This window comes from Erysipelatoclostridium sp. DFI.2.3 (assembly GCF_019132535.1).
Lineage (GTDB): Bacteria > Bacillota_I > Bacilli_A > Erysipelotrichales > Erysipelotrichaceae > Clostridium_AQ > Clostridium_AQ innocuum.
In genome coordinates this window covers 69518-95232 of record NZ_JAHOOJ010000010.1, presented here as the reverse complement: position 1 = coordinate 95232, position 25715 = coordinate 69518, and the positions used below count along the sequence as shown (strand labels likewise).

At 45.8% G+C, this 25715-nt stretch carries 20 protein-coding genes; 12 read left to right on the top strand and 8 right to left on the bottom strand.

Annotated features, from left to right (window positions below):
• Positions 1-420: 420 nt before the first annotated feature.
• From KSZ58_RS11840 to KSZ58_RS11815, 6 genes are all read left to right on the top strand, one after another.
• The gene (locus tag KSZ58_RS11840; protein WP_008816563.1) at positions 421-1065 is read left to right on the top strand and encodes a hypothetical protein; all 645 of its coding nucleotides are present in this window, start codon (positions 421-423) and stop codon (positions 1063-1065) included.
• Between the two features lie 301 nt (positions 1066-1366).
• Positions 1367-3781: a glycogen/starch/alpha-glucan phosphorylase gene (locus tag KSZ58_RS11835; RefSeq protein ID WP_008816564.1), complete on the top strand. Its 2415-nt coding sequence runs from the start codon at positions 1367-1369 to the stop codon at positions 3779-3781.
• A 112-nt stretch (positions 3782-3893) separates the two neighbouring features.
• Positions 3894-5051 (top strand): M20 family metallopeptidase, encoded by a 1158-nt coding sequence (locus tag KSZ58_RS11830; RefSeq protein ID WP_009270638.1) that lies wholly within the window; start codon positions 3894-3896, stop codon positions 5049-5051.
• A 483-nt stretch (positions 5052-5534) separates the two neighbouring features.
• The gene (pulA, locus tag KSZ58_RS11825; RefSeq protein WP_009270637.1) at positions 5535-7673 is read left to right on the top strand and encodes a type I pullulanase; all 2139 of its coding nucleotides are present in this window, start codon (positions 5535-5537) and stop codon (positions 7671-7673) included.
• A 148-nt stretch (positions 7674-7821) separates the two neighbouring features.
• Positions 7822-8676, top strand: a complete 855-nt coding sequence (locus KSZ58_RS11820; RefSeq protein WP_009270636.1) for a DegV family protein — start codon at positions 7822-7824, stop codon at positions 8674-8676.
• 115 nt (positions 8677-8791) lie between these two features.
• Positions 8792-9646, top strand: a complete 855-nt coding sequence (locus tag KSZ58_RS11815) for a DegV family protein (protein ID WP_008816568.1) — start codon at positions 8792-8794, stop codon at positions 9644-9646.
• Between the two features lie 302 nt (positions 9647-9948).
• On the opposite strand, the gene KSZ58_RS11810 is transcribed toward KSZ58_RS11815, so the two are convergent.
• From KSZ58_RS11810 to KSZ58_RS11800, 3 genes are read right to left on the bottom strand one after another with little or no spacing between them, the layout of a single operon-like run.
• Positions 9949-10698, bottom strand: coding sequence for a hypothetical protein (locus KSZ58_RS11810; protein WP_008816569.1), 750 nt, complete (start codon positions 10696-10698; stop codon positions 9949-9951).
• Positions 10685-11167, bottom strand: coding sequence for an RNA polymerase sigma factor (locus KSZ58_RS11805; protein ID WP_002606019.1), 483 nt, complete (start codon positions 11165-11167; stop codon positions 10685-10687). The genes KSZ58_RS11810 and KSZ58_RS11805 overlap by 14 nt, the downstream gene beginning before the upstream one ends.
• Positions 11168-11224: 57 nt before the next feature.
• Complete coding sequence (locus tag KSZ58_RS11800) at positions 11225-11755, bottom strand: hypothetical protein (protein ID WP_008816570.1); 531 nt, start codon at positions 11753-11755, stop codon at positions 11225-11227.
• Between the two features lie 171 nt (positions 11756-11926).
• On the opposite strand from KSZ58_RS11800, the gene uvrA reads away from it, so the two are divergent.
• The 6 genes from uvrA (at position 11927) to KSZ58_RS11770 (ending at position 20437) form a co-directional block, all read left to right on the top strand.
• Positions 11927-14749: an excinuclease ABC subunit UvrA gene (uvrA, locus tag KSZ58_RS11795; protein ID WP_009270634.1), complete on the top strand. Its 2823-nt coding sequence runs from the start codon at positions 11927-11929 to the stop codon at positions 14747-14749.
• 5 nt (positions 14750-14754) lie between these two features.
• Positions 14755-15699, top strand: a complete 945-nt coding sequence (hprK, locus tag KSZ58_RS11790) for an HPr(Ser) kinase/phosphatase (protein ID WP_002606016.1) — start codon at positions 14755-14757, stop codon at positions 15697-15699.
• Between the two features lie 9 nt (positions 15700-15708).
• Positions 15709-17181, top strand: coding sequence for a prolipoprotein diacylglyceryl transferase (gene lgt / locus KSZ58_RS11785; RefSeq protein WP_008816572.1), 1473 nt, complete (start codon positions 15709-15711; stop codon positions 17179-17181).
• Positions 17160-18080, top strand: coding sequence for a thioredoxin-disulfide reductase (trxB, locus tag KSZ58_RS11780; RefSeq protein WP_008816573.1), 921 nt, complete (start codon positions 17160-17162; stop codon positions 18078-18080). The genes lgt and trxB overlap by 22 nt, the downstream gene beginning before the upstream one ends.
• Before the next feature lie 2 nt (positions 18081-18082).
• The gene (locus KSZ58_RS11775; RefSeq protein ID WP_008816574.1) at positions 18083-18241 is read left to right on the top strand and encodes a rubredoxin; all 159 of its coding nucleotides are present in this window, start codon (positions 18083-18085) and stop codon (positions 18239-18241) included.
• Positions 18242-18622: 381 nt separating this feature from the next.
• On the top strand, positions 18623-20437 hold the full coding sequence (locus tag KSZ58_RS11770; RefSeq protein ID WP_224727356.1) for a hypothetical protein: 1815 nt from the start codon (positions 18623-18625) through the stop codon (positions 20435-20437).
• Between the two features lie 88 nt (positions 20438-20525).
• Here KSZ58_RS11770 and KSZ58_RS11765 read toward each other — a convergent pair whose 3' ends face one another.
• The 5 genes from KSZ58_RS11765 to KSZ58_RS11745 all read right to left on the bottom strand — a co-directional run bounded on the left by KSZ58_RS11765 (position 20526) and on the right by KSZ58_RS11745 (position 25340).
• On the bottom strand, positions 20526-21533 hold the full coding sequence (locus tag KSZ58_RS11765) for a LacI family DNA-binding transcriptional regulator (RefSeq protein WP_008816576.1): 1008 nt from the start codon (positions 21531-21533) through the stop codon (positions 20526-20528).
• A gap of 94 nt (positions 21534-21627) precedes the next feature.
• Complete coding sequence (gene dcuC, locus KSZ58_RS11760; RefSeq protein WP_008816577.1) at positions 21628-23043, bottom strand: C4-dicarboxylate transporter DcuC; 1416 nt, start codon at positions 23041-23043, stop codon at positions 21628-21630.
• Between the two features lie 29 nt (positions 23044-23072).
• Entirely contained in the window at positions 23073-23993 is a 921-nt protein-coding gene (gene rihC, locus KSZ58_RS11755) for a ribonucleoside hydrolase RihC (protein ID WP_008816578.1), read from the bottom strand.
• 1 nt (position 23994) lies between these two features.
• On the bottom strand, positions 23995-24912 hold the full coding sequence (gene rbsK, locus KSZ58_RS11750; protein WP_008816579.1) for a ribokinase: 918 nt from the start codon (positions 24910-24912) through the stop codon (positions 23995-23997).
• The gene (locus KSZ58_RS11745; RefSeq protein WP_002606007.1) at positions 24909-25340 is read right to left on the bottom strand and encodes a GNAT family N-acetyltransferase; all 432 of its coding nucleotides are present in this window, start codon (positions 25338-25340) and stop codon (positions 24909-24911) included. The genes rbsK and KSZ58_RS11745 overlap by 4 nt, the downstream gene beginning before the upstream one ends.
• Positions 25341-25715: the final 375 nt, after the last annotated feature.

The following is a 25715-nucleotide window of genomic DNA, read 5'->3' as shown; positions in this document are numbered from 1 at the left end:
CTGTTATTCGCTAATCGAGCAAATATAAAGAAATCTTAAGAAATCAGCGGTGCAATGAGTCTATATGATATTCTACAAGTATGAACAGGTGGTTTAAAAAGGGAAAGAAAATGAAAAAGAAAAAAAGTGATTACAGCGGCATTGAGCGCTATCGTCTTGGGGACAGTTCTTATGTCCTCCTCTGTATTTGTCAGTATAGATCAATAGGGGATTGATTTAAAAAAAATGAATAAAGGCATATTTAATCCGAAGTAAGGGAAAAACAATAAATTAAGATCATACTTGGATAGCATACTTTAAAAACAGTAAAGAAGGTGATTGACTTATACAAAATCTGGAATAGAATTTATTTCTTAGTAACTTTTAGGAAATTAGCTGAATAGTCTAAAATTTATAACAGCTTAAATAGGAGGGCGTACCATGGAAAAGAAACACAAGCTAGCAGCTGTCGTGCTTGGCATAGCAGCAGTATGCACAATTGGAATTATTGCTACACAGTATAGCAGCAAGGAAGAATATGTATCCTTGCAAGGGAGTGCATTATCTAGCCCGACAGACAGAGTTGTAATTGCGGGAGACAAAGAATATGTTGTCGGTGCGGATGGCTTTGAACCTGGATACTATGACGTTTCTACAAAGGAGCCGGTTAAGACGAACGCATTTAATCTTGGAGTTAATCAAACAATCTTGAATATTAGATATTACAATCATAACAAGATATCTTTATCACAGGGTAGCTCTGTGATAATGACGCGCTCTAAATTCGAACCATTGAAATTTCATGATGATATCGCCGTATTGAACAATACCACAGGAGCATTTCGGTGTGGAGAAGAAATTGAAGCAGGCACATACAAAGTAAGTGTCGAAGGTAAGCATAAAAATGCAGAGATATTTTTCCAGGTGGAGATGAATACTGAAAATAAATGGGAGGCTGTGGATAACGTACAGGTTAAAAATAAAAAGAGTGCAATTCTCAAAATTCAGGGAAACGAGTATTTGGATATCATAAATTTTTATCCTGAATATGGTGATTTCAAGATATATATCAAAAAAGTTGAATAAGTTCGTAAGAGAATAAGGCATTGTATACATTTCTACAAATTATAAAACAATCGAAAGACGACGTTTAAATATAGAATAAATGGAAAGAATATCAGAGAAATGCTCGGATATTCTTTTCTTTTAAAATTTTCATAAATCGTGGAAGCGGTATCCTTTCTTTCTGTTTGTCACAAAAGAGAAGAAAGACCATAAAATAGCAGGAGAAGGGAGGCTTTGCGCACTTTACGTACAGTTTTTGTATTTGTAATTACGTGTAAAATAATGTAAAATAAAAGGCGAGCTGGAAGGAGTAGTTAAAGTTATGGCTAACGAATTTAAAAACAAAAATGAGTTCAAGGAAGAGTTTCAAAGAAGAATTATAGAGCGCTACGGCCGTTCTTTTGAACAGGCCCACATCACTGAAAAATATATGATTCTGGGGGAAATGGTTCGTGACTATGCAAGCATTCACTGGAACGCCAGTAAGAATGTCGTATCCGAAAAACAGGAAAAGCAGATGTATTATTTTTCCATGGAATTTCTTATGGGAAGACTGCTGACAAATAACCTGATGAATCTGGGAATCTATGAAATCGCCAAGGAAGGTCTTGCCGAGCTTGGACAGGATATCAATGAACTGGAGGATCTGGAAAGCGATGCAGGTCTTGGAAATGGTGGCCTGGGTCGTCTGGCTGCCTGCTTCCTCGATTCACTTGCCAGTCTGAATCTGGCGGGACATGGAAACTGTATCCGCTATGAATACGGTCTCTTCAAACAGAAAATCGTAAACAACGAGCAGGTTGAGGTACCTGACCAGTGGCTGTCTTTAGGCAATGTCTGGGAAGTGCGGAAACCGAAGCATGCAGTCAATGTCAACTTTGGCGGACATGTGGACATGTGGATGGGAGAAGACGGCAAGGCAATCGTTAACCATGTGCCTTCCCTGATTGTACGCGCCGTACCTTATGACATGCCGATTGTCGGACAGAACACCAACCTGACAAATACACTTCGTCTGTGGAGTGCAGAGGTTGCGGATGATGCCTGTGATGCGAGCAGTCTGAACGAATATGTAAACGAGGTGCGTGAAATCTGCCGCAATGTTTATCCGGATGATTCCACCGAGCATGGCAAGATTCTGCGTCTGAAGCAGCAGTATTTCTTCGTAGCCGCAGGATTGAATAATATTATCGAATCGCACATGTCTACCTATCATACACTGGATAACTTCTCGGAAAAGGTTGCGATTCAGCTGAACGATACCCATCCGGTACTCTGTATACCGGAGCTGATGCGTATTCTTATGGATGATTATAAATATGACTGGGATCAGGCTTGGGATATTACAAAGAATACTATGGCATATACAAATCATACTGTCTTGAGCGAGGCTCTGGAAAAATGGCCGATTCAGTATGTACAGGATTTGCTGCCGCGCGTATTCATGATTATCGAGGAAATCGATCGTCGCTTCAAATATGAGGTAAGTCATGATATGGGCAGATCTGATCTGATGAATGAGTGCTGCGTGTTGAAGGACGGACAGGTTCACATGGCAAACCTGGCAATCATCGGCTCTCACAGTGTCAACGGTGTAGCTGCACTGCATACGAAAATTCTGAAAGAGGATGTTATGAAGAACTTCCATGACATCTATCCGAATAAATTCAACAACAAAACAAACGGTATCACACACAGAAGATGGCTGCTGTACTCCAACCCGCAGCTGAGCAACCTGCTGGAAAAGACGATTGGTCCTGATTTTAAAGCAAACCCGGAGCGTCTGCAGGATCTTATGAAGTATGTAGATGACAAGGATCTGCAGAAGGAATTTATGGATGTGAAGATGGAGCGCAAGAAAATCCTTGCGGCTTATATTAAGGATACACTGCATATTGATATCGATGTCAATTCCATTTTCGATGTACAGGCAAAGCGTCTGCATGCCTATAAGCGTCAGCTGCTGAATGTCATGAACATTATCGATTTGTACTTCCGTATGAAACAGGATCCATCCTTCCGTATCTATCCGAGAACCTTTATCTTTGCGGCAAAGGCAGCGCCTAGCTATACATTTGCCAAAGAGGTTATTAAGCTGATTCATTATGTGGCCGACAAGGTAAACAATGATTCGGATGTCTCTCCGTATATGAAGGTTGTCTTCATTCCGAACTACGGTGTGAGCATTGCGGAGATTCTGATGAATGCCGCAGATGTTTCCGAACAGATTTCCACTGCCGGTAAAGAGGCAAGCGGTACCGGAAACATGAAATTTATGATGAACGGTGCGATTACACTGGGGACCATGGATGGTGCCAATGTGGAAATCGTGGAGAAAGTAGGCTATGATCATGCGGAAATCTTCGGCTTACGTGCAGATGATGTAGCCCTTGTCAAGCATGAAAACACCTATGATGTATGGCGGAAATACAATGAGAACGCCAACATCCAGAAGGTGGTAAACAGCTTTGTGGATTCCACCTTCTCCAATGATCCGAAGGACTTCAAGCAGATTTATAACGAGCTGATGTTCAAGAATGATGAGTATCTGCTGCTGGCGGATTTCGAAGCGTATTCTCACGCACAGAAAAATATTGAAGAGCGTTACCGCAATAAAGAGGAATGGGCAAAAACCTGCCTGATCAATATCGCACAGTCCGGTTACTTCTCAAGTGATCGTACGATCAAGCAGTATGCGGATGAAATCTGGAATATTGAACCGGTAAATATGAAATAAACGAAAACAGGAAAGAACTGGACATTCAGTTCTTTTTTCTGCTTTCATGACATCTTGACTTGAAAAATATCTGTTTCGCCTATACAATGGTGAAAAAGGAAAGAGGGATGATATGAAGGAACAGCTGAAGCATTATATACAGGAACATATGGAGGAATACAAATATCTGGTTAATGATCTGTATGAACACCCGGAAATCGGAAATCAGGAGTTTCGTTCCATGCGTGTCCTGTGCAAGATGCTGCGCAAAGAGGGATTTGAAGTAACGGAGGAATACGTGGTACCGACCGGCTTTCTTGGTGTATGGAACAGTGGAAAACCGGGGCCTGTCATAGCCTATATGTGTGAATATGACGCCTTACCGGAGGTTGGACATGGCTGTGGTCACAATCTGATTGCCGGAATGTCACTGGCAGCGGGTTGTGCGTTAAAAAGCATACTGTCGAACATCGGCGGAGAGGTGCGCATTATTGGCACACCGGCAGAGGAAAATTTCGGAGGGAAGGTTTCCATGGCTGCTGCACATGTGTTTGATGATGTGGATGCGGCGCTGATGCTGCACCCGGATACAAAGAACTCCCTTGGGGGAAGAACACTTGCCATTTATCCACTGCGCTTTGAGTTTTTTGGGCAGAATGCACATGCCTGTACACCGCAGAACGGAAAGAGCGCTCTGGATGCGGCAGTTATGAGCTATATGTCAATCAATCTGCTGCGTCAGTTCGCAGAACCGAATACATTTATCCATGGAGTAATCGCGCATGGAGGAGAAGCTGCGAACGTTATTCCTGCGTATGCGAGTCTGGAATACTATTTCCGCGGGGAAACGATGGAATATGTAAAGGAGCTTTGTGAAAAAGCAAAAGCCTGTGTAGAAGGCGCCTGTACGATGAGCGGATGTACAAGTCGTATTACCACCTATGAGTGTCCGTATGATGACTGTGTTATCAACTATACTCTTGCGGATATGCTGAAGGATGAGTATGAGGATTTCGGTTATACATGGGAAGGTGTGGACGAGGTTGCGCAGGGAAGCAGTGATGTGGGAAGTGTCAGCTATTGCTGTCCAACCCTGCAGGGGTATATCAAAATCGCGGACAGCTGTGTAAACGGGCATTCCCGTGAAATGGCAGCTGCCACGATATCACAACAAGGCAGCCGGGCACTGTTCGACGGAGCACTTGCATTAGCTGATATCGGCAGACGTCTCATTATGGAGCCTGATACGATGGAAAAGGCATGGAAGGAACTTAAGGCCAATAGAAAATAAACCCAATTGCTGCTTTTCTGCTGCCAAAGGTGCAAAGGAAACAGAATCCAAATAGCATAAACGGAACAAGGGAAAGGTTCTCTGCCATCTTGCGCATATTAGAATTTAAACCATGATGCATCAGCTTGATGATACTTATATAGTATCTGTACAAACGGTGGTATGCTGAAAAACCATCCTTCGTGCAGATGCTTTTTTCAAGCCAAGATAAGGAGCAGATCAAGCAGCTTATTTTCCTTTTCAATAAGAATACAATGCTTACTATTTCTATGACTTTGTATTACAAAAAGGTATAAAATTCCTTACCTTTCTACTGCTGTCGATTGTCTTATGTTCCTGAAAGCTGAAATTGTAATCCGTATGATTCCATAAACACCCCTCATTTCCCTGTAATCTGAACAGATTAGCAGAAGAACAGCACCTGTTTTACCTTTCTGGTGATAAACCTGGAAAACTCTGGTATAATAATACATGGTGATAAGTATGCGACAGGAAAAGTATTACGAGGCATATCTGGATGACTATGACAAGGTCATTGTATTTATGTCAAGAAACAGCTATGAGGGAGTCAGCAATAAATTCTATCTGAAGGATGATCAGGGGCATCTCTTTGACCTTCACATTCAGTCCATAGAAACAACACAAAATAATTACAATAAATATACACTGGCATTATACGATCCCATCGAAATCGGTGTGGAATATCAGGTGATGCATCAGCATGCACGGGGTGTGGTGCTGGAATACAGCGGTATCGTCAAGACAGAGCGTTTTGATGAACAGTTTTTTTATGACGGTAATGATCTCGGCTATACCTATGACAGAGACCAGACTGCATTTGCGTTATGGGCACCGACAGCCAGCAGAGTCAAGCTGGAGGTCTGCAAGAACAACCGTCTGTATACGTATGAAATGAAACGGACAGACAAGGGGGTATACCGCTATACTATATTGGAAAATCTGGAGAATGCGACCTATGTCTACCTTGTCCGGGTAAACGGTGTCTGGCGGGAAAGCATTGACCCGTATGGGACAGCTTCGATTGAAAATTCACGCAGAAGTGCGGTTGTCGATTTGGATAAAATCCGCGTGTGTGACGTACCCCTGCCGAAAATGACCAGTGCCTGCGATGCCATTATCTACGAAACGAGCGTGCGCGATTTCACGATGCAGAAGGGAATCGGTGTCACGATGCCTGGAAAATTTCGCGGGTTTGTAGAGGAAAATGAAATAACGAAGCAGCAATGCAGCGGATTTTCTTATCTGAAGACATTGGGAATCACGCACATTCAGCTGATGCCGGTCACGGATTTTGGCTCTGTGGATGAAAACTATCCGCTGATGCATTATAACTGGGGCTATGATCCGGTGCAGTATCGTGTTCTGGAAGGCAGCTTCAGTACAGAACCGGCGAATCCATACGGCCGTATGTTCGAGCTGACAAAGCTTATAGAGGAATGCCACAAGCAGGGAATCCGTGTCAATCTGGATGTCGTATTCAACCATGTATACGATAAGGAAACACATGCCTTTGAAAACACTGTACCGAATTACTATTTTCAAATGAATGAAAACGGTGACTTCTCAAATGGTACCTATTGCGGAAATGATGTGGATTCCCGCAGAAACATGTGTCATAAATATATTGTGGATGCCTGTACCTATCTGGTAAGAACCTATCATATTGACGGCTTCCGCTTCGATTTGATGGGAATTCTGGATGTGGCAACCATCAATGCGGTATATGAAGCCTGCAAAGCACTCAATCCTGATTTCATGGTTTATGGCGAGGGCTGGGATATGCCGAGCTTTCTGGATTCCGGAAAACGTGCCAGTATTTCCAACAATGCACAGATGCCGTATGTCGCTCATTTCTCCGATCGCTTCCGGGATGTTGTCAAGGGACGTACGAATACCAACGAGGTCAGTGTCAAGGGCTATTGCACCGGGGCAGTCTACCTGCTTGATATCATGAAGAACTGTCTGAGCGGCAGCTGTACGAATATTGGAATGGAGCCGATGTTCACCCATCCGAGAAACGCTGTCAATTATGTGGAATGCCATGACAATATGACGTCCTGGGACAAGCTGAAGGAATGCTGCAAGGAAGACAGCAAGGAGGTGCGCATTGCCCGTGCCAAAATGCTGATGGCGGCGGTTCTGCTTGCGCAGGGTATCCCTTTCATCCACTCCGGACAGGAATTTGCCCGCAGCAAACACGGGCTTCCCAACACATATGAGGAAAGCGATGAAATCAATAAACTGGATTATCTGCGCAGAAACCAGTATCAGGATATGGTGAAAATCACAAAGGATCTGATCCGTATCCGCAAGGAGCATCCGATTCTGCGTTATTCCATGAAAGAGGATGTGGAACAGCACGTGTCCTTTTCGGATATCGCCCAAAAGGTACTGCTGTATAAAATCAGGGACGAGCATGATGATATGGTGATTATCTTCAATCCGACAGGAGAATATTTTTCCTATGAATTTGAGGCGGCATATCCGCTGCTATATTATAACGGAGCATCCGAGGATATCCTGATTAAAAAGGTCAATATCGAGCCTTACAGTACGATTGTATTCAGTCGAAATGACTTTTTGAAACCCGGCATCCGATAATTGGAAAGCAGAACATGGTGATTCTCGTTTGACTTTCAAAATAAACTTGGTATAATGAAACAGGATATTTTTACACGTCTGTGTAACTGACCGTATTGAAAACCCTGCATTCGCGAGGGAACACGAATACAGAAAAGGGGCGAGTCTTATGAAAATCGCAATCGTAACCGACAGCGGCAGCGGTCTGACAAAGCAGCAGGCCGGCGAATTAGGAATTTATTATCTGCCATTGCAAATCATCATTCAGGACAAAATGTTTCTGGATGGAGAGAATATAACCGTAGAAGAGATTTATGAGTATCTGAGAAACGGCGAAATGCCGACAACCTCCATGCCTCCTATGGGACTTGTGGAGGAGCTGTTTATACAGCTTAAGGCAGAGGGCTATGAAGCGGTCATTGCAGTTCCGCTGAGTGGCGGCTTATCCTCCACCTCCAGTGTCATGCAGGCGGTAGCCAAGGAGCATCAGGTGAATCTGCATGTCATCGAATCGTATACAACCTGCAATATCCAGCGCTATCTGGCAATCAGTGCCAGTCAATTGGTCGAGCAGGGACATGATCTGGAAACGATCGTGGAGCGTCTGCGTGCGAGTGCGGCAGATAGCGGGACATTGATTATACCGGATGATTTGCAGCATCTGAAGCGTGGAGGCCGGCTGACACCGCTGGCAGCTGCACTTGGCGGACTGCTGAAAATCAAGCCGATTTTGCGATTGGATCGTGAAAGTGAAGGCAAGGTGGATGTGTACGATAAGGTTCGTACCATGAGCAAGGCACAGTCCAAGGCAATCTCCACATTTCAGGAGCGCGGCTTGAATGAAGCCTACACGCTCACTGTTCTTCACAGCGGGGCGCCAAAGGAAGGCGAAAAGCTGAAAGCCATGATGGAAGAGGCGTTTCCCGGACTGGATGTATACTATGGCCTGATCGGTGCAGTTATCAGTGCACATACCGGTGTAGGCTGTCTGGGGATTCAGTATATCCACAAGGTGGAAATGTAAAAGGTGCCCGGTGCACCTTTTGTCTTATACAAGCGGAAACCGTCGAACCGAGGGAGACACAGTTTTTTTTGAAGAGAAAATAAGGTATAATAGAAACAAGAGGAGGCTGAATCATATGAAAATAGCATTTGTGACAGACAGTGGGACCGGGAAGTCCGTAGGGGAGCTTGCGCAGGCTGAAATCTACAGCGTACCTCTGCAGGTCAGCTGTGACAATAAAAATTATCAGGATTTGGAGGAGCTGGGCATTGATGAAATTTATGCTCTGATGAAGGATGGAAAGATGCTTTCCACCTCCCTGCCTTCTCTTGGAAAAATTGAGGAGCTGTTTCAGGGACTGAAGCAGCAGGGCTATGACATGATATTTGCGGTACCGATTTGCAGCGGATTAAGCGGTACGATCAATGCCATGGAAATGATTGCACAGCAGCAGGGCATCGCGTTTGATTATGTTGACTGCCATGTAACAGCGGTAGTGCAGGAATACATGATCAAGCTGGCGAAGCAGCTGCATGAGGCTGGAAAAAGCATTGAGCAGATCAAGGAAGTGTTGCAGCACATCGTGCATACAACCAATACCATACTGTTGCCAAGCGATTTGCAGCATCTGAAACGCGGCGGACGGCTGACACCGCTGGCAGCCACATTGGGCGGCTTGCTGAAAATCAAGCCGATTCTGAAAATCAATGAAGAAACAAGCGGTAAAATTGATGTGCTGGACAAGGTTCGTACGATGCACAAGGCGATGGACCGTGTAATTGAAATTATGAAGCGTGAGCATGTGGATGATTCCTATCTGATCACCGTTGCCCATGCGGATGACGAGGCTGAGGCACTTGTGTATATGGACAAGCTGAAACAGGCTTTTCCAAATGCAACGCATCAGATCATCAAGCTGGTAAGTGTGGTAGGTGTTCACACGGGACGCGGCTGTCAGGCGGTTCAGTATTTTAAACAGATCAAGGAATAAGGAAGAAATCCCGGACAAAGCAATCTGTGAGGGATCGTATAAAACGATTCCTGCATAGGCATCGGAAATTTCTGTCATAATCAAAAAGCATAAAGCACAGAACAATCATATAACATGAATGCTCCGTGCTTTTTTTATGAGAAAACCCCAGCAGAGCCGGGGTGTTTGTTTTATGTAAGAGTGTTATAAGCAACAGACATATGTTAGCTGCCACTCCTTTTCTCTGCTCTTCCTTTTTCAAAAGGCTGTAGTCCCATCCAAAAGGCTGTGTAAGCTGATGGTATCGAAATCAGGGAATAGCTTTAGCTGCCGTGATGGTGCCCTTTTCTCATCTGCCTTCCATGGCATCCCTCCGGTACTGCCGAAGGATCATAACGCTCCAAAACGGAATACAGCTCCTTCATGCTTAGCTTTTGCAGCTCCTCGACACTCTTTGCAGAATCATGCCGAAGGATTTCATCAATTACACGATACTTCCCGGCAGACATATGATGCTGCTGTGCTTCCTGATGCGTATCATCATCCAAATGGGAACAGTGAAACTGATTTTGCGGCACCACTTCCTCCAGCTGCTGATTGATCTGCTGTTCCAGATCCAGAGAAACACTGCTGTTTTCAGAATACACGCTGACCTCCAGAAAGCCTGTTTTCATATAAGCGGAAAACTGTTCATTGTCCAGCAGCATCCGAAGTGCTGTATCCAGCTGCACTCCCTCCAGCTGCAGCTCAGTCAGAATGTTGTCCGCATCCTTATTGTAGGCAGTGACCCTCACCACCCGCTGCTGTTCATCCAGCTTCCATTCCATACTTGGATTGATATCCAGAGTCACATAGCTGTATACTGCCAAAGTAGGGGCAGGAGCCGGTGCAGGAGAAGCCTCCATCAGCCTCCAGGGCTGAAACAGAACAACCAGAAGGCAGGTGACACACAGCGTGAGAGCTGCTGTCATACCGGTTCTTTTCTTTCTGCTTCTTTGCTTCATGACGTTGTGAAGGGTTTTCTGTTTGATTTCATCACTGGCATGAATGCCGTCAAACTCATCGAAAATCATCAAGCTCACCTCCCAGTTTTTCACGCAGCGCTTCCCTGCCTCTTTTCAGCCAGGTATGGATTGTATTTTCATTTTTTCCTTTGATTTCAGATATTTCCCGCACCTTATAGCCTTCATAATAAAACAGATACAGGACATCACGGTAATGCGGAGGAAGCTGATTCAATGTATCCAGCAGGAAATAGGAAGCCTCGCTAAGATCGGCACAGGCCTCCACCTCAGTCTGTAAATCTGCATGTTTATGGAACCAACCGCGAAATCTCTCCCTGCATGCATTCATTGTTACCTTTAACAGCCATGCCTTCTCATGCTCACGGTCCCGAAACGGTTCACTCTGCGCATACTTCAGAAAGACTGTCTGGAACACATCCTCGGCATCTGCCCGCTGCTTCATATGCAGAACACAGATTTTCTGTACCATATCCGCATACAGCTCTATGGCATTTTGTATTTCCTCTTCACTCTTCATACCGTTATCATCCCTCTATGTCTCCATTATACCGCAATTTTTGAAACCATGTTTGTTTTATCGTCCGTGATGGCCGTTTCCATTGCCGTGATGCGCTCCCTGGCCACGACCTTCACTATGGTGATACCCCTGCATACCGTTATTGCAGTTTTCATTCAACTGGTGAGTTCCATCACAGTTTTCACTATGCTGATGAATTCCGTCGCAATTTTCGTGATATGGGCAAGGGTTGGATGCAGTATCTGCGACCTGTTGTGCAGTCTGTGATCCCGGCTGCTGTGAGCTGTTTGCGTTCGCTGTACTCACTGCTTCCGGCTGTACCGTGGTGTTGGAAGCAGGTGTTGTTGACGCATTCTGTTTCCGTGTCGCCTGCGCCTGTCTCTGTGCTGCTTCAGCCTGACGTTTGGCAGCCGCATCTCTTGCCGCCTGCTGTTCCTTTAACGTACGCAGGCATCCATCCGCCGCAGAATGCATGTGAGAATGATAGCCTCCGCATAGATAAGCTGTATCCTGTGCATGAATCTGTGTACCTACACCTGCCGCAAGTCCGATTGCCAGCAGGGATGCTAACATAACTTTCTTTTTCATTTTGTTTCCTCCTTAGGGTTTCCACCTATAACATGCCGCAGCCCTTAAAAACCTTTCAAAGAAATTTAATTTTTTTCCAAACTTTGAAATTCCTACAAAAAAGATGCGAAATCTTAGGCTTTTTCGGGAATACTAATGTATAATAATATGGTAAGTTTGGAGGTAATGATTATGAATCATGACTATATAGATATCAAAGGCGCTAGAGAAAACAATTTGAAAAACATTGATATCCGTATCCCGAGAGACAAGTTTGTCATCATGACCGGTGTATCCGGTTCCGGTAAGACATCTCTTGCATTTGATACGGTCTACGCAGAGGGACAGCGACGGTATGTGGAATCGCTGAGTGCCTATGCACGCCAGTTCCTTGGCAACAGTGAGAAGCCGGATGTGGATTCCATTGAGGGACTTTCCCCGTCCATTTCCATCGATCAGAAGACGACCAGCAACAATCCGCGTTCCACGGTCGGAACGGTCACGGAAATCTATGACTATTTGAGACTTCTGTATGCAAGGGTGGGTATCCCCTACTGTCCGACACACAATGAACCCATCACATCACAGACAATCAAGCAGATGGTGGACCGTATCATGGAAATTGAGGATAAGACACGCCTGACCATCTTATCTCCGATCGAGCATGGCAAAAAGGGAACCCACAGAGATTTGTTTGAGCATCTGCGCAAGGAAGGCTATATCCGTGTCCGCGTTGACGGAGAAATGAAGCTTCTGGAGGATGTGGAGTCTTTAGAGAAAAACAAAAAGCACAATATCGATGTGGTGGTAGACCGGATCGTAAAGGGGAGTGATCGTTCCCGCCTCCACGATTCACTGGAAACTGCGCTGAAACTGAGTGATGGACTGGCGGTTGTTACATATAATGAAGAGGAGATTCTGTTTTCCAGCAATTATTCCTGTAAATACTGCGGCTTCAACATTCCGAAGCTGGAGCCGCGGCTGTTTTCCTTCAATGCACCGTTTGGTGCCTGTGACCACTGCAAGGGACTTGGCATCACGCAGAAGGTGGATGTGGATTATCTGATCCCGGATCGCACCAAGTCCATACGACAGGGCGGTATTATATATTATAAGAATATTGTCGGAACAGAAAATCTGGAATGGCAGCGTTTCAAGGCACTGATTGACTATTATAAGATTGATATCGATAAACCGATCAAGGATCTGAAAAAAAGCGAACTGGACATATTACTGTATGGCTCTAAGGATCTCATTTCCTATCGACTGGCAAGCCGCAGCGGCAATGTCATGAAAAAGACGGAATTTATTGAGGGTGTATGTACTCTGATTGAACGCCGTTACATGGAAACCAGCTCTACAATGTCCAGAGAATGGTATGCGACCTTCCTTGCGGAGGCACCGTGCCCAATCTGTAAGGGACGCCGCTTGAATGAACAGGCATTAAGTGTTCGCGTAGGTGGCATCAACATTTATGAATGGACAACCATGTCTGTCAAGCAGGCAATCGAATTTATGAAGCAGCTGGAGCTGACACAGCAGCAGAAGGACATCGCTAAGCTGATCCTCAAGGAAATCGCAGATCGTCTGGGCTTTCTGAGCAATGTCGGTCTCGGTTATCTGACGCTGGATCGACTGGCAGGCTCTTTGTCCGGAGGAGAAGCGCAGCGAATCCGTCTGGCAACCCAGATCGGTTCCCGTTTAAGCGGTGTTCTGTATGTACTGGATGAGCCGAGTATCGGTCTGCATCAGCGGGACAACGACCGTCTGATCGATACCCTGAAAAATATGCGGGATCTTGGCAACTCACTGATTGTTGTAGAGCATGATGAGGATACGATGCGTGCCAGTGATTATGTCATTGATATCGGTCCGGGCGCCGGAATTCATGGCGGCAATGTTGTCGCAGCCGGTACACCGGAGGAGGTCATGGCAAATGAAAACTCCTTAACCGGTCAGTATCTGAGCGGGAAACGAAAGATAGAAATCCCTGCGAAACGACGTAAGGGAAACGGCAAGAAGCTGGAGATTGTCGGTGCCAGCGAAAACAACCTGAAAAATGTCAGTGTGAAAATCCCTCTGGGAACATTAACGGTCGTTACCGGTGTGAGTGGCAGTGGAAAATCATCCCTCGTTAATGAGGTGTTAAGCAAGGGTGTCATGCATGCGCTTGGAAGAACAAGAATCCGTCCCGGCAAGCATAAGAAAATCAAGGGGATTGAAAACATCGACAAGCTGATTGATATTTCACAGGATCCAATCGGAAGAACACCGCGGAGTAATCCTGCGACCTATACCGGTGTGTTTGATGATATCCGTGACCTGTATACACAGACCCCGGAAGCAAAGATGCGCGGCTATGAAAAGGGACGCTTCTCCTTCAATGTGAAGGGCGGGCGCTGTGAAGCCTGTCAGGGAGATGGCATCCTGCGCATATCCATGCACTTTTTGCCGGATGTCTATGTCCCATGCGAGGAATGCGGCGGCAAGCGCTACAATGAAGAAACCCTGCAGGTAACCTACAAGGGAAAAAATATTTATGATGTTCTGGAAATGAGCGTGGAGGAAGCGATTGACTTTTTCTCCAATATGCATAAAATTAAACATAAGCTGCAGACGCTGAAGGATGTCGGTCTGGGCTACATCAAGCTGGGACAGAGTGCAACCTCCTTGTCCGGCGGTGAAGCGCAGCGTGTCAAGCTGGCAAGCGAGCTGCAGAGAAAAGCAACCGGTAAAACCCTGTTTATACTGGATGAGCCGACAACCGGTCTGCATACCCATGATGTGAAAAAGCTTCTGGAGGTATTGCAGCGGATCGTGGAAAACGGTGATACGGTCATTGTCATTGAACACAATCTGGATGTTATCAAAAGTGCGGATTATATCATTGATATCGGTCCGGAGGGCGGTGACGAAGGCGGTACGATCATTGCGAGCGGAACACCGGAGCAGATCATCAAGGTAGAAAACAGCTATACCGGTCAGTATCTGAAAAAGGTACTGGAGAAAGGATAGTGCATATGGAAGAACAGAATATCGTGAAAGTCAGAACGCTTGTCGAAAACTTTGACTTCATACAGATAACCGGAGATGATGCATCTCTGGAGCGTCCCATTGTCATTGCGGATACCAACCGCCCCGGTCTGGAGCTGGCAGGCTATTTTGAGAATTCCCAGCAGAAGCGGCTGGTTATCCTCGGAGATAAGGAAATTGCCTATATTGCGACAATGAGCGTACACAAGCAGCGGAAATCCTTTGACTTTATCACCAACGAACAGACACCGGCCATTATTGTGACCAAGGGACATAAGTGTCCGGATGTATTAAAGCGCTATGCGAAGCGGAAAAACTTTCCGATTTTCCTATCCAGCTCCCCGACCTACCGTCTGATTGTCGATATCGTGGCGTTTCTGGATGAGCAGCTGGCAACCAGTATGTGCATTCACGGAGGACTGCTCTCCATCTATGGAAAAGGTGTACTGATTCGCGGGGAAAGCGGAATGGGGAAAAGTGAAATCGCATTGGAGCTGATCAAGCGCGGTCACCTGCTGGTGGCGGATGACCGAGTGGACTGTTATCGAATCCACAACAAAATTGTAGGGAAGGCTCCGGAGCTGTTGCGGGAAATGCTGGAAATTCGTGGAATCGGTGTCATCAATGTATCCAGAATGTTCGGCGTAAGCTCTGTCCTGCCTAAAGCAGAAATCAATTTCCAGGTCAATCTGGAGCCGTGGAAAGCGGATCAGGATTATGACCGCGTAGGAATCGAAGAAAAAAAGCATGAGAATATTCTGGGCATCGACATACCGAAAATCGTTGTCCCGGTGCGTGAAGGCCGTTCTATGGCAGTCATTATTGAATCTGCGGTAACGAATTATATGTTATCCGTCATGGGGATGGACAGCGCCAAGGAGTTTGAGCAGCGTGTCCTTGACTATATCGAAAAGAACAAGAATGAACAATAGGAGGCTTTTATGACAATTTTTCCCGATATGAAAACTGTATTGACGATAGGATCCTTACAGGTCACATGGTACGCCGTGCTGATTCTGTCCGGTGCCTTTCTGGCATATTTTTTATCTCTTCGTCAGTTTAAGAAATGGGGGTATAAGGAAGAGGTATTTGAAAACTTCTTTCTGATGATGCTGCCGATCGCCATCATCGGTGCCCGTCTGTATTATGTTATCTTTGAATGGAACAATCTGTATGCGGCAGACCCGATCCGTATCTTCTATATATGGGAGGGCGGTCTGGCAATTCACGGAGGTGTGATTGCCGGAACGATATTCGGATGGTTCTACTTCCGCCGCTATCAGTATAACGGACTGCGTATTATGGATGTTGTTTTTCCGAATATGATGCTTGCGCAGGCAATCGGCCGCTGGGGGAATTTCATAAATCAGGAGGCGTATGGCGGTGTGGTAAATGCCAGCTTCTATGATCATTTCCCGGCCTTTATCCGTGATCACATGTATATTGACGGTGCATTCCGTCAGCCGACCTTCCTGTATGAAAGCGTCGGAAATCTGATTGGCTTCGTATTGATTACCGTGGTTTATAAAAAACACGGCAGAAAAAAACGCGGGGATCTGGCATTTGCCTATCTGGCATGGTATGGCATGATTCGCTTCTTTATTGAAGGAATGCGAACCGATTCCCTGATGCTGGGAGGACTTCGCGTCGCACAGCTGGTATCTCTGCTCGGTGTCCTGATCGGCATTTTAGGAATACTCGGTGTCTGGGATAAGGTATTTAAAAACATCTATCCGTTTAAAAAGCACAAGCCGGCGGTGATCTTTGATCTGGACGGCACACTGGTGGATACCAAGGAGCTGATTTACAAGTCCTTTGAGCATACCTTTGCACAATACAAGCCGGGCTATACATTGAGTGAAGAGGAAAAGCAGTCCTTTCTGGGACCTACGCTGAAGCAGTCCTTCTTGCGCTATTTCAAGGAGGAACAGGTAGATGAAATCATCGCCTGCTATCGTGCTTACAATCATGAGCATCATGATGAATTTGTCAAGCCGATTCCCCATGTGAAGGAAACGCTGGAATATTTAAAAGCAAACGATTATCCGCTTGCCGTCATGTCCAACAAGCTGCAGGATATTGTCCGTATGGGATTGAAGCAGTTTGATCTGGAATCGTATTTTGAGATTATCCTGGGCGGTGCGGACGTTGAGCGGCCGAAGCCCGATCCGATTGGTATTCTGACTGCCTGTGAACAGCTGCATGTTCCGCATGATGATGTTGTCTATGTAGGGGATGCACCTACGGATATAGAGGCATGTAAGAAGATGGGCGCCTTCTCGGTAGCCTTTGTCTATGAAGAATCACGGGCACAAGAGATGCAGTTGTGCAAACCCTGTGCTATCATTAGAGACATGTCTGATCTGATTACGATCATAAAGGAGGATCACGAATGGAGCGACGTTACGATTTAATTATCATTGGTGCCGGACCTGCCGGCATGAGTGCGGCAATATATGGAAGCAGAGCCGGCTTGAAAACAGCAATGCTGGAAATGGGTGCTCCCGGAGGAAAGCTGATCAAGACGGCGGAAATCAGCAACTGGCCGGGCATTATTGAAACAAACGGTGCCAAGCTGGCAAGCGATATGTTTGAGCATTCCACATCCTTTGGTGCGGAATACCTGTATGGCAATGTCATCCGTGTGGAGGATGGCGCATATAAAAAAATCGTCTGTGAGGATGGAACGGAGTATGAGGCAAAGGCTGTCATTGTGGCAACCGGAACACAGGAGCGTATGATGAATGTGCCGGGGGAACTGGAAAATGTCGGACGCGGTGTATCCTATTGTGCAGTATGCGACGGTGCATTTTTCCGCGATCAGGAGGTTGTGGTCATCGGCGGCGGCAACTCTGCGCTGGAGGAAGCAAATTATCTGACACAGTTTGCCAGCAAGGTGAATATCATAATACGACGGGATGTATTCCGTGCAGACAGCATTGTTCAAAATGCAATCAAGGATAATCCGAAAATCACGGTGGTGACAAAGCATGTGCCGGTGCGTGTTGTCGATGACGGCATGCGCGTTACCGGTCTGGTCATACGAAATGTGGATACGAATGTGGAAACAGAAATGAAAACACATGGCATATTCCCGTATATCGGACTGGATCCGGCTACCTCCTTTTTAGAGGGGCTGGGTATCCTGGATGAGCGCGGCTACATGATCGTGGATGAAAACTGTGAAACAAAGGCAAAGGGCATCTATGGTGCCGGAGACGTCATTGCGAAAAAACTGCGCCAGGTTGTTACGGCAACCAACGACGGAGCCATTGCGGCACAGCATGCATTTCATGAGATAAAGGGGATCTGATTATGGCAAAATACGTTTGCGATATCTGTAACTGGGAATACGATGAGGCGGCAGGTCTGCCGGATCAGGGAATTGCCCCGGGTACAAAGTGGGAAGAGCTTCCGGAGGATTTCAAGTGTCCTCTGTGCGGTGCACCGAAGGAAATGTTCACACAGCTGTAAATCGAATGGGATAAAGAAAGACAGTCATCCGCAATATCCTGCATGGATATTGGAAGACCTGTCTTTTTTTCTGCATTGATGCTTCTCTTTCTGTCTCTTAAAGTATCTTGTATAACGAACAATCATCTGCTTTATGAAAACAGACTTTCTTCATGCATACAATGTAAATCTATGCACATCCTCTTATCATTTCCTGATTGTCATGGCTTTCTGAACAAAAAAATCACAACAGATACCTCATAATATAAGGAAGGGTAGATAAATACCGGAAGGGAATACATTCCATGGCATAAAGAATGCTTCAAATGTGAAATCTGTTATATTGCCGGCTGACAGGATATGCTAAAATAGAAGAAGTGATGCAGTGAAAGGTGAGAGAATATGAAAAGGATAACAGGAATTGGAATCATGGTATGTATGCTGCTTCATTATTTGTTACCGGTATATGCGGCTGATAGCATACAAACGGAATTTGAACGCTTTCTCAGCTTTGTACACGAGCATCCGCAGGGTGGGACATTTGAAATGCAGGGTGACATGATCATCAATGCGGATATCATCACAAGCAGAGAGATTACCATTTATACCAATGGCTATCAGGTAAGAATTGAACATAACATCGATGGGGATTCCAACGTTAATATAGATAATTTCAATAACGATGCTGCATGGGGGTTTGTCGATAAAGAAAAAACACTGACGATAGAGGGCAGCGGAAAAAACAGACCGCTGGTATATATGAATACCGGTGTAAGTGCATTTGGTTTACGCATTCACAGCACAGAGGGAACAGCTCTGGAAATAGCCGGCGGTGAAGGATTATATGCAAAATATACAGATAAGAAGAATTATATCAGTGCTGAGGGTGAAAATGCAATCGGAGTATTAAATAAAAATCCGTATCAGGAACATTATTATTCCGCAAGTATGGTGGATGTTGATATCTATACCAACGGAGACAACAGCATCGGCGTGCTTGCGGACTGGTTTCAAATTGAGTATTCACGCATTGAGGTAAACGGCACTGGTTCAAAGGCGATTCAGATACCGGACGGCTGCTATATCGGCAATGAGGTTATTATCGTCGAAAACAATCAACCGCTGGAAAAGGCATGGAAGCTGGACACTCCCATGCCGGCAAAGGAGATTGCAGCCCTGCAATCCCATATGGTGGATGATCTGCCATTGCCTAAGCAGGTTGAAGTGACTGCTGTGTCAGAAACCGGAGAAGAAAAAAGCTTTCAGATATCCCTGCAGTATGATACCACAGCATATGAGCGTGGCATGCAGACACACAAGCCATTTTATTTGTATGGTATTGCGGATGAAAGCAGCAGGGAACGGATTGATATCATTGAGCATGCGTTTCCCTTTTATATCATCCCCGACAGCGAACCTGTGTTTGATATGTCACTGTATATGATTCGCAATGATACCGATTATTATTTTCATTTTCCGCGGGCATATAATGCCAAAGCGATTCATCTGTATACAAGCACTGACAAAACGCATTGGAAATTTCAACACAACAGCATTCACAGCATGTCGCAGTATGCACCGGGAAGCATTGTCCTGCCACCGTATATTGTTGTTTATATGCTGCAGGTAACAGAACCGTTCACCTATGCCAGAGTTGAAATCATCGGTGGATATTATGATGGACGAAGCTATGTGCTAAAGGTGCATGATGCTGCCGGAAATCCGATTCCGGATGCTTCTGACCAGAATAAAAATGATGGCGGTGGAGAAGGAAATGACGGGCAGGGCGGTGGAAGAGGAGAGTCTCCCTATGTACCGGATACACCGAATGACAAAGACGAAACAATACCTTGGACGATTGGACAGGATGCCTCACAGATAAGCGAAGCTGTAAAAAAAGAACAGAGAAAAAAAGAGAAGGTGATCAGGATGGAGAAACATGAAGGAAAACCGGATGCAATACAGACGACAGCCCAAGCAGATTATGCGGATACAGAGCAATTATATACAGGGAAGAACAAGAATACAGGCTCTTCACAGATAAAGCAGTCGCAAAGCGCCGTACTGCGGGAATTTCTTACATTGAATCCGGCTGCCTTAAAGGACATGATAACCGGTGAACAGTATGAAACGATTTCTCAATCCGGTAACATCATGGGGGAGGTATGGGAAAGCAGTGCTCCCTTCCTGCGAATTCTGCAAAGACTGTTTCAATGATACAGGCCAATTCACATCCTGAACCAAAGCCAGTGCGGTTATACATGAAAAAAGTACACCCGGGTGATGCCATGGTGCACTTTTTGTATTATATGATTTGTACGCTGTCTTTTTCAATCAGCTGCGGCTTCAGACAGATATCCTGTTGACGATGCGCAGGATCACGCAGCTGTGCCAGCAGCTCATTACAGGAAGTTTTCGCCAGCAGTCCGACATTCTGATCCACACTTGTGATCTCAGTACCCAGCGTAAACCGGTTTAATGTGTTGTCATAGCTGACGATGGATATATCCTGCGGTATGCGGACATGATGCTCCTGGAAGTAACGCATGACCCCCAGTGTCATCATATCATTACAGATAAAGGCAGCGGTAACATCCATCTTCATCAGCTGCTTTGCACAGGTATATCCACCCTGAAAGCGATAATTTCCATCGAGAACATAATCTTCACGAACCTCCAGCTGGAACTGCTGCATAGCTTTGCGATAGCCTGCAACACGGCTCGCCCCAGTTTTGCTTGCGGAAGAAATTCCGATGCATGCGATTTTTTTGTGGCCGCTTTTCACTAGCTTTTCAATGGCCATATAAGCACCTGATTCGTTATCAAAATAAACCTTGCTGCAATTCAGATCGGGATACATACGGTCAATCATCACATAGGGGATGGAAAGGGATGCCAGCTTTTTGCGTATCGTTTCATCCTGAAAGGATTCATTGCTGACGGTGATACCAAGACCGTCAACCCCTCTTGAAACAAGGAGATCGATGAGCATGCTGTCATCCGCTGCATGATCATTGGAATTTACGATCATGAGTGCGTATCCCAGCTCCCGGAGGTATTCCTCCATCCGTTTGCATAATGCGGAGAAGAACAGGTTTTCGATATCCGGGATGATGAGGCCCAGAATATTCGATTTTCTGGTGACCAGACTTCTTGCGGTCTGATTGACCTTATAATTATACTGCTTCGCAATGTCCTTGATGGTGTCGCGTGTCTGCTGAGCTACACGGCATGGTCTATCGTTCAACACGAGCGACACCGTACTGACACTGACACCTGCTTTTTTTGCGATGTCCTTAATGGTCACTTTCATATACTCCTCCTGCACTGTAATTTTTAAAAAGGTAATTACCCTTCCTGATAATTACCTTTATTTTATCATAATCCTGCAGGGATTGCTGATGATTTTACAGGAACATGATCATGGATAAAACAAACATGGTAACAACACCGGCGATCATAGGAACAGAGGTACGCTTAACAATATCCAGAGGGTTCGCTTTAATCGTACCGGCAACAATGACAACAACGGCTGCAACAGGGGATACCGCACGCATCAGATTACCGCACAGTCCCATCGGAATGGATACGGCGATGGCAGAGATTCCGGCAGCTTCAGCCAGTGGTACCATCAAAGGAACCATGGCATAGAACAATGCTGTTCCACTTCCGCTCAGCAGTACAATCAGAATCGTCAGTCCCATCAGAATCAACGGAAGTACAAAGCCCATTCCTGATCCCTGAACACCAAGCATGGCAGTCTGTAAAGCATCGATCAGACCAATGGAATTCAGACCTAATACAAATACACTAGCTGCAACCAGCAGTGCAACGATTGGCATGGAACTTCCCATTCCCTTGAAGAAATCTTCTGTTTGCTTCAATACCTTTCCACTATCCTTCGTACGTATAATTTCACACACGATAGCGATCAGGAAGGAGAGCAGAGAAGCTACCTCAACACTGATATCAACATTACTTCCGGTTACGCTGCGAATGATATAAACAACGATAAGAAGCAGAATCGGGAAGATGGGAAGCAATGTATAAACAAAACGATACAATCCGCCTTCCGGAATCGCCTTAACCTCGTGAACCTCAACATTGTCTTCCAGCTTACCTGTGTTTTTCTTGTCCATAAACTTCTGCCAGAAGAAGTGCACAACGGCCATAACAATCAGGGTCGGTACGGAAATCATGGCATGGTACTGGATAACATAGTCGGTAACACTCATACCTGCAAATGCAGGATATTTTGCAAGCTCTGTTGCTACGGCAACATTGTCACCGCCAAGAGGAGTCGGCATAACCGTTGCGGTAGTGGCAATGACTGCCGCTGCGGTCAACGGAGACATACCGGCCTGACGCAAAACAGGATACAGTGTCGCAAGCAGGATGATGGCAAGGTTGGAAGCACTTGGAATTACAAGAGACAGTACATTTCCTATCAGGAATACCAGTGGAACAAGGATATATACCGATTTAATTTTCTTGATTGGCTTGGTAAGAGTATGAACCGTAACCTCATTGGCACCGATGCTCGTCATATAGGCGGAATAGCCGCCCAGAATCAGAATGATGAAGCCGGCAGCCGGAAGTGTACTCTTGAATTGATCGATTACAGCCTTCAGCGGATCCAGTACGGTAAGACCGGTTGATTCAAATTCCTTGATTGCGATTGGATTTCCCATGGCGATTGCGATATACATCAACACAATACCCATGGCAAACAGTGTGACTTTAATATCCATTTTTTTGATCAGCATGATAACGACGATAATAACGGCAATCAGTGCAGATCCATACATAATGATATCATTCATATGTGTTCTCTCCTTTTATATTATACATTCTATCTGCATTTCGCAATGGCTTCCTTGAACCATGTACGGAATGCATTCCCGTCGATATCCAGACAAACTGTGGCATTCGGCTCTTTCCCTAAATAGCCCTTCAGATCAACCAGCGTACAGCCGGCAGTCATCGTGCCATGCAGTTCGACATCCAGATACGTTTCCACCGCCTCAAACAGCTCCGGCTTCAACAGATAGGCAACCGCTGTTGCATCATACATTTTCAGCCCGGTGCGAAAGCTTCCCCCGCGGTATTTCTTAAACAGGCAGTATGCCATTTCCCCGGTTTTGTTCATGGTGCGGATTTCCTCACTGTCTTCCGGCAATACCAGAGCTTTTAATCCGACATCCAGTCCAACCATTGTCAGCTTTACACCGCTGTGGAATACCATATGTGCGGCTTCCGGATCCAATGCGATGTTAAATTCAGCCATGACACCCTTGTTTCCACGGCTTGCGCTGCCTCCCATGAGGACGATTTCACGGATATTCCGCTTCACCTCGGGGTAGGTCTTCAACAGCAGCGCGATATTGGTCAGCGGTGCAATTGGAACCAGAGTTACCGGCTCGCTGCTGTTCATGATGACATTGCGCATGGCATCAACGGCATTTTCCTTTAACGGCTGCTGCGTCGGCTCTTCAAAATCAAAGCCCTCCATACCGCTTTTTCCATGTACACTGCTGGCATCTTCAAATTCACGAATCAGCGGTCGGTCGGCACCCACAGCCACCGGAACATCCTCACGCCCAAAGTATTTCAACAGGCGCAGGGCGTTGTAGGTTACCTTATCCAGACCGACATTACCTGCAACGGTTGAAATCAGACGGACATCCAGCTCATCTGAGAATAATGCAATGGCAATGGCGAGTGCGTCATCAATACCCGGATCGGTATCGATGATAATCGGACGTTTGTTCATATCAGTTTTCCTCCTTGAAGTAGTGCTCTACTTCCTTTTTATACGGGATGGATGCCTGTGCGCCTCTGCGTGTTACGGTGAGTGCCGCAACTCTGGTCGCAAATTCCATGGCTTCCTTCATATCCACATCCCTTGACAGGCAGCTGCAGAGAGCTCCGATAAAGGAATCTCCGGCTCCTGTAGTGTCAACGGTTTCCACCTTTTGTGCAGGTACAAACAGATACCTGCCAAAGGCATTGCACATACTGCCGTGTGTTCCAAGTGTGATAAGCGCATCCACACCTCTGGCTTCAAAGCTGAGCAAGGCTTCCATACAGGACTCCTCATCACTTGGATAAATCCCGGTCAACAGCTCGCATTCACTCTGATTCACAACAATCAGATCCAGATGCTCATACACATCACTGTCCAGAACACGGGCAGGTGCGGGATTTAACATCGTGTACATGCCCGCCTGCTTTGCATGACGCAATGCGTTTCTTACCAGTGCATAATCATTTTCCAGCTGTGTCAGGAAGATATCATCCTTTCGTGCCAGCTTCTGCAGCATTTCCACGAAGGCCGCTTCCGGCAGCGTATGGTTTGCTCCATTCCCCAGAATGATGCGGTTATCTCCATGACTTCGGATAATCATTGCAACTCCGCTGGTTTCATGCGCATCACGGAAAACGCCTTTCGTATGAACACCATAGCCCTGCAGTGCCTCCAGCAGCTGTTCTCCGAACACATCATTGCCGATATTGGCAATCATATGCGTTTCGGCCCCCAGCTTGGCTGCAGCTACCGCCTGGTTGCCACCCTTACCGCCCGGATTGACAAAGAAATCAGATCCGTTGATGGTCTCCCCGTTCTTTGGAAGATCGACACACTGTATGGTCAGATCCATGTTTAAACTACCTAATACAATCACTTTTTTCATTTTCTCACCTCACAGGGATCATAAAATTTCACCATACCCGGCCCCATTCCGTCACATGGACGCTCCAGAAAGCCATGCTTTTTATAGAAGGGAACACAGTTCGGTGTGGACATGAGACCGATGTAGGCACCCTCACAGGCAGCGCCTGCAAGATATTCCTGCAGCTTCTGCATCAGAAGATTTCCGATCCGGTTCTTCTGATAAGCAGGATCCACCACCACATCCTTGATAAAGAAGGCGATACGGCCATCTCCGACAATACGGGCAATGCCGATGGGACGCTTATCATCAAATACCACAACGGAGTACAGGGAATTGGCAATCGCCGTTTCCACATCCTCTTTTCTGTATTCTTTGAAATTCACTTTTCTACGCAAATCAATGTAGATGGATGCGGTAAGCGCATTATCCTTACAAAGGAACCTCATGTCTTTCATCTCCTTGATAAAACGTTTTATCACGTTTACGGGGATATAATATCACGGAGTGAAAGCGGTGTCAACAGTTTTGATAAAACGTTTTACCATATTGATGCGGTAATGTTAAAACGCTTACATCGAAAACTGCGGTAAACGCTTTCTGAGATATGGTAGAAATGCACATGCAGGAAGGCTATGCCCATAACGCTCCTATTCGCATAAAAAGAAAACGCCTCGTACCAGTTACGTGTATCTGAACACGAACAAAACGTTTTGATGAATGTGCAGGCATTCATTAAAAGCCGCTTGCTATATAGCTGGCGGTAGTTCACAGCCAATTGAACAAACGGCCTATCCATGACAGAAAACAGGCGGGCAGACAGA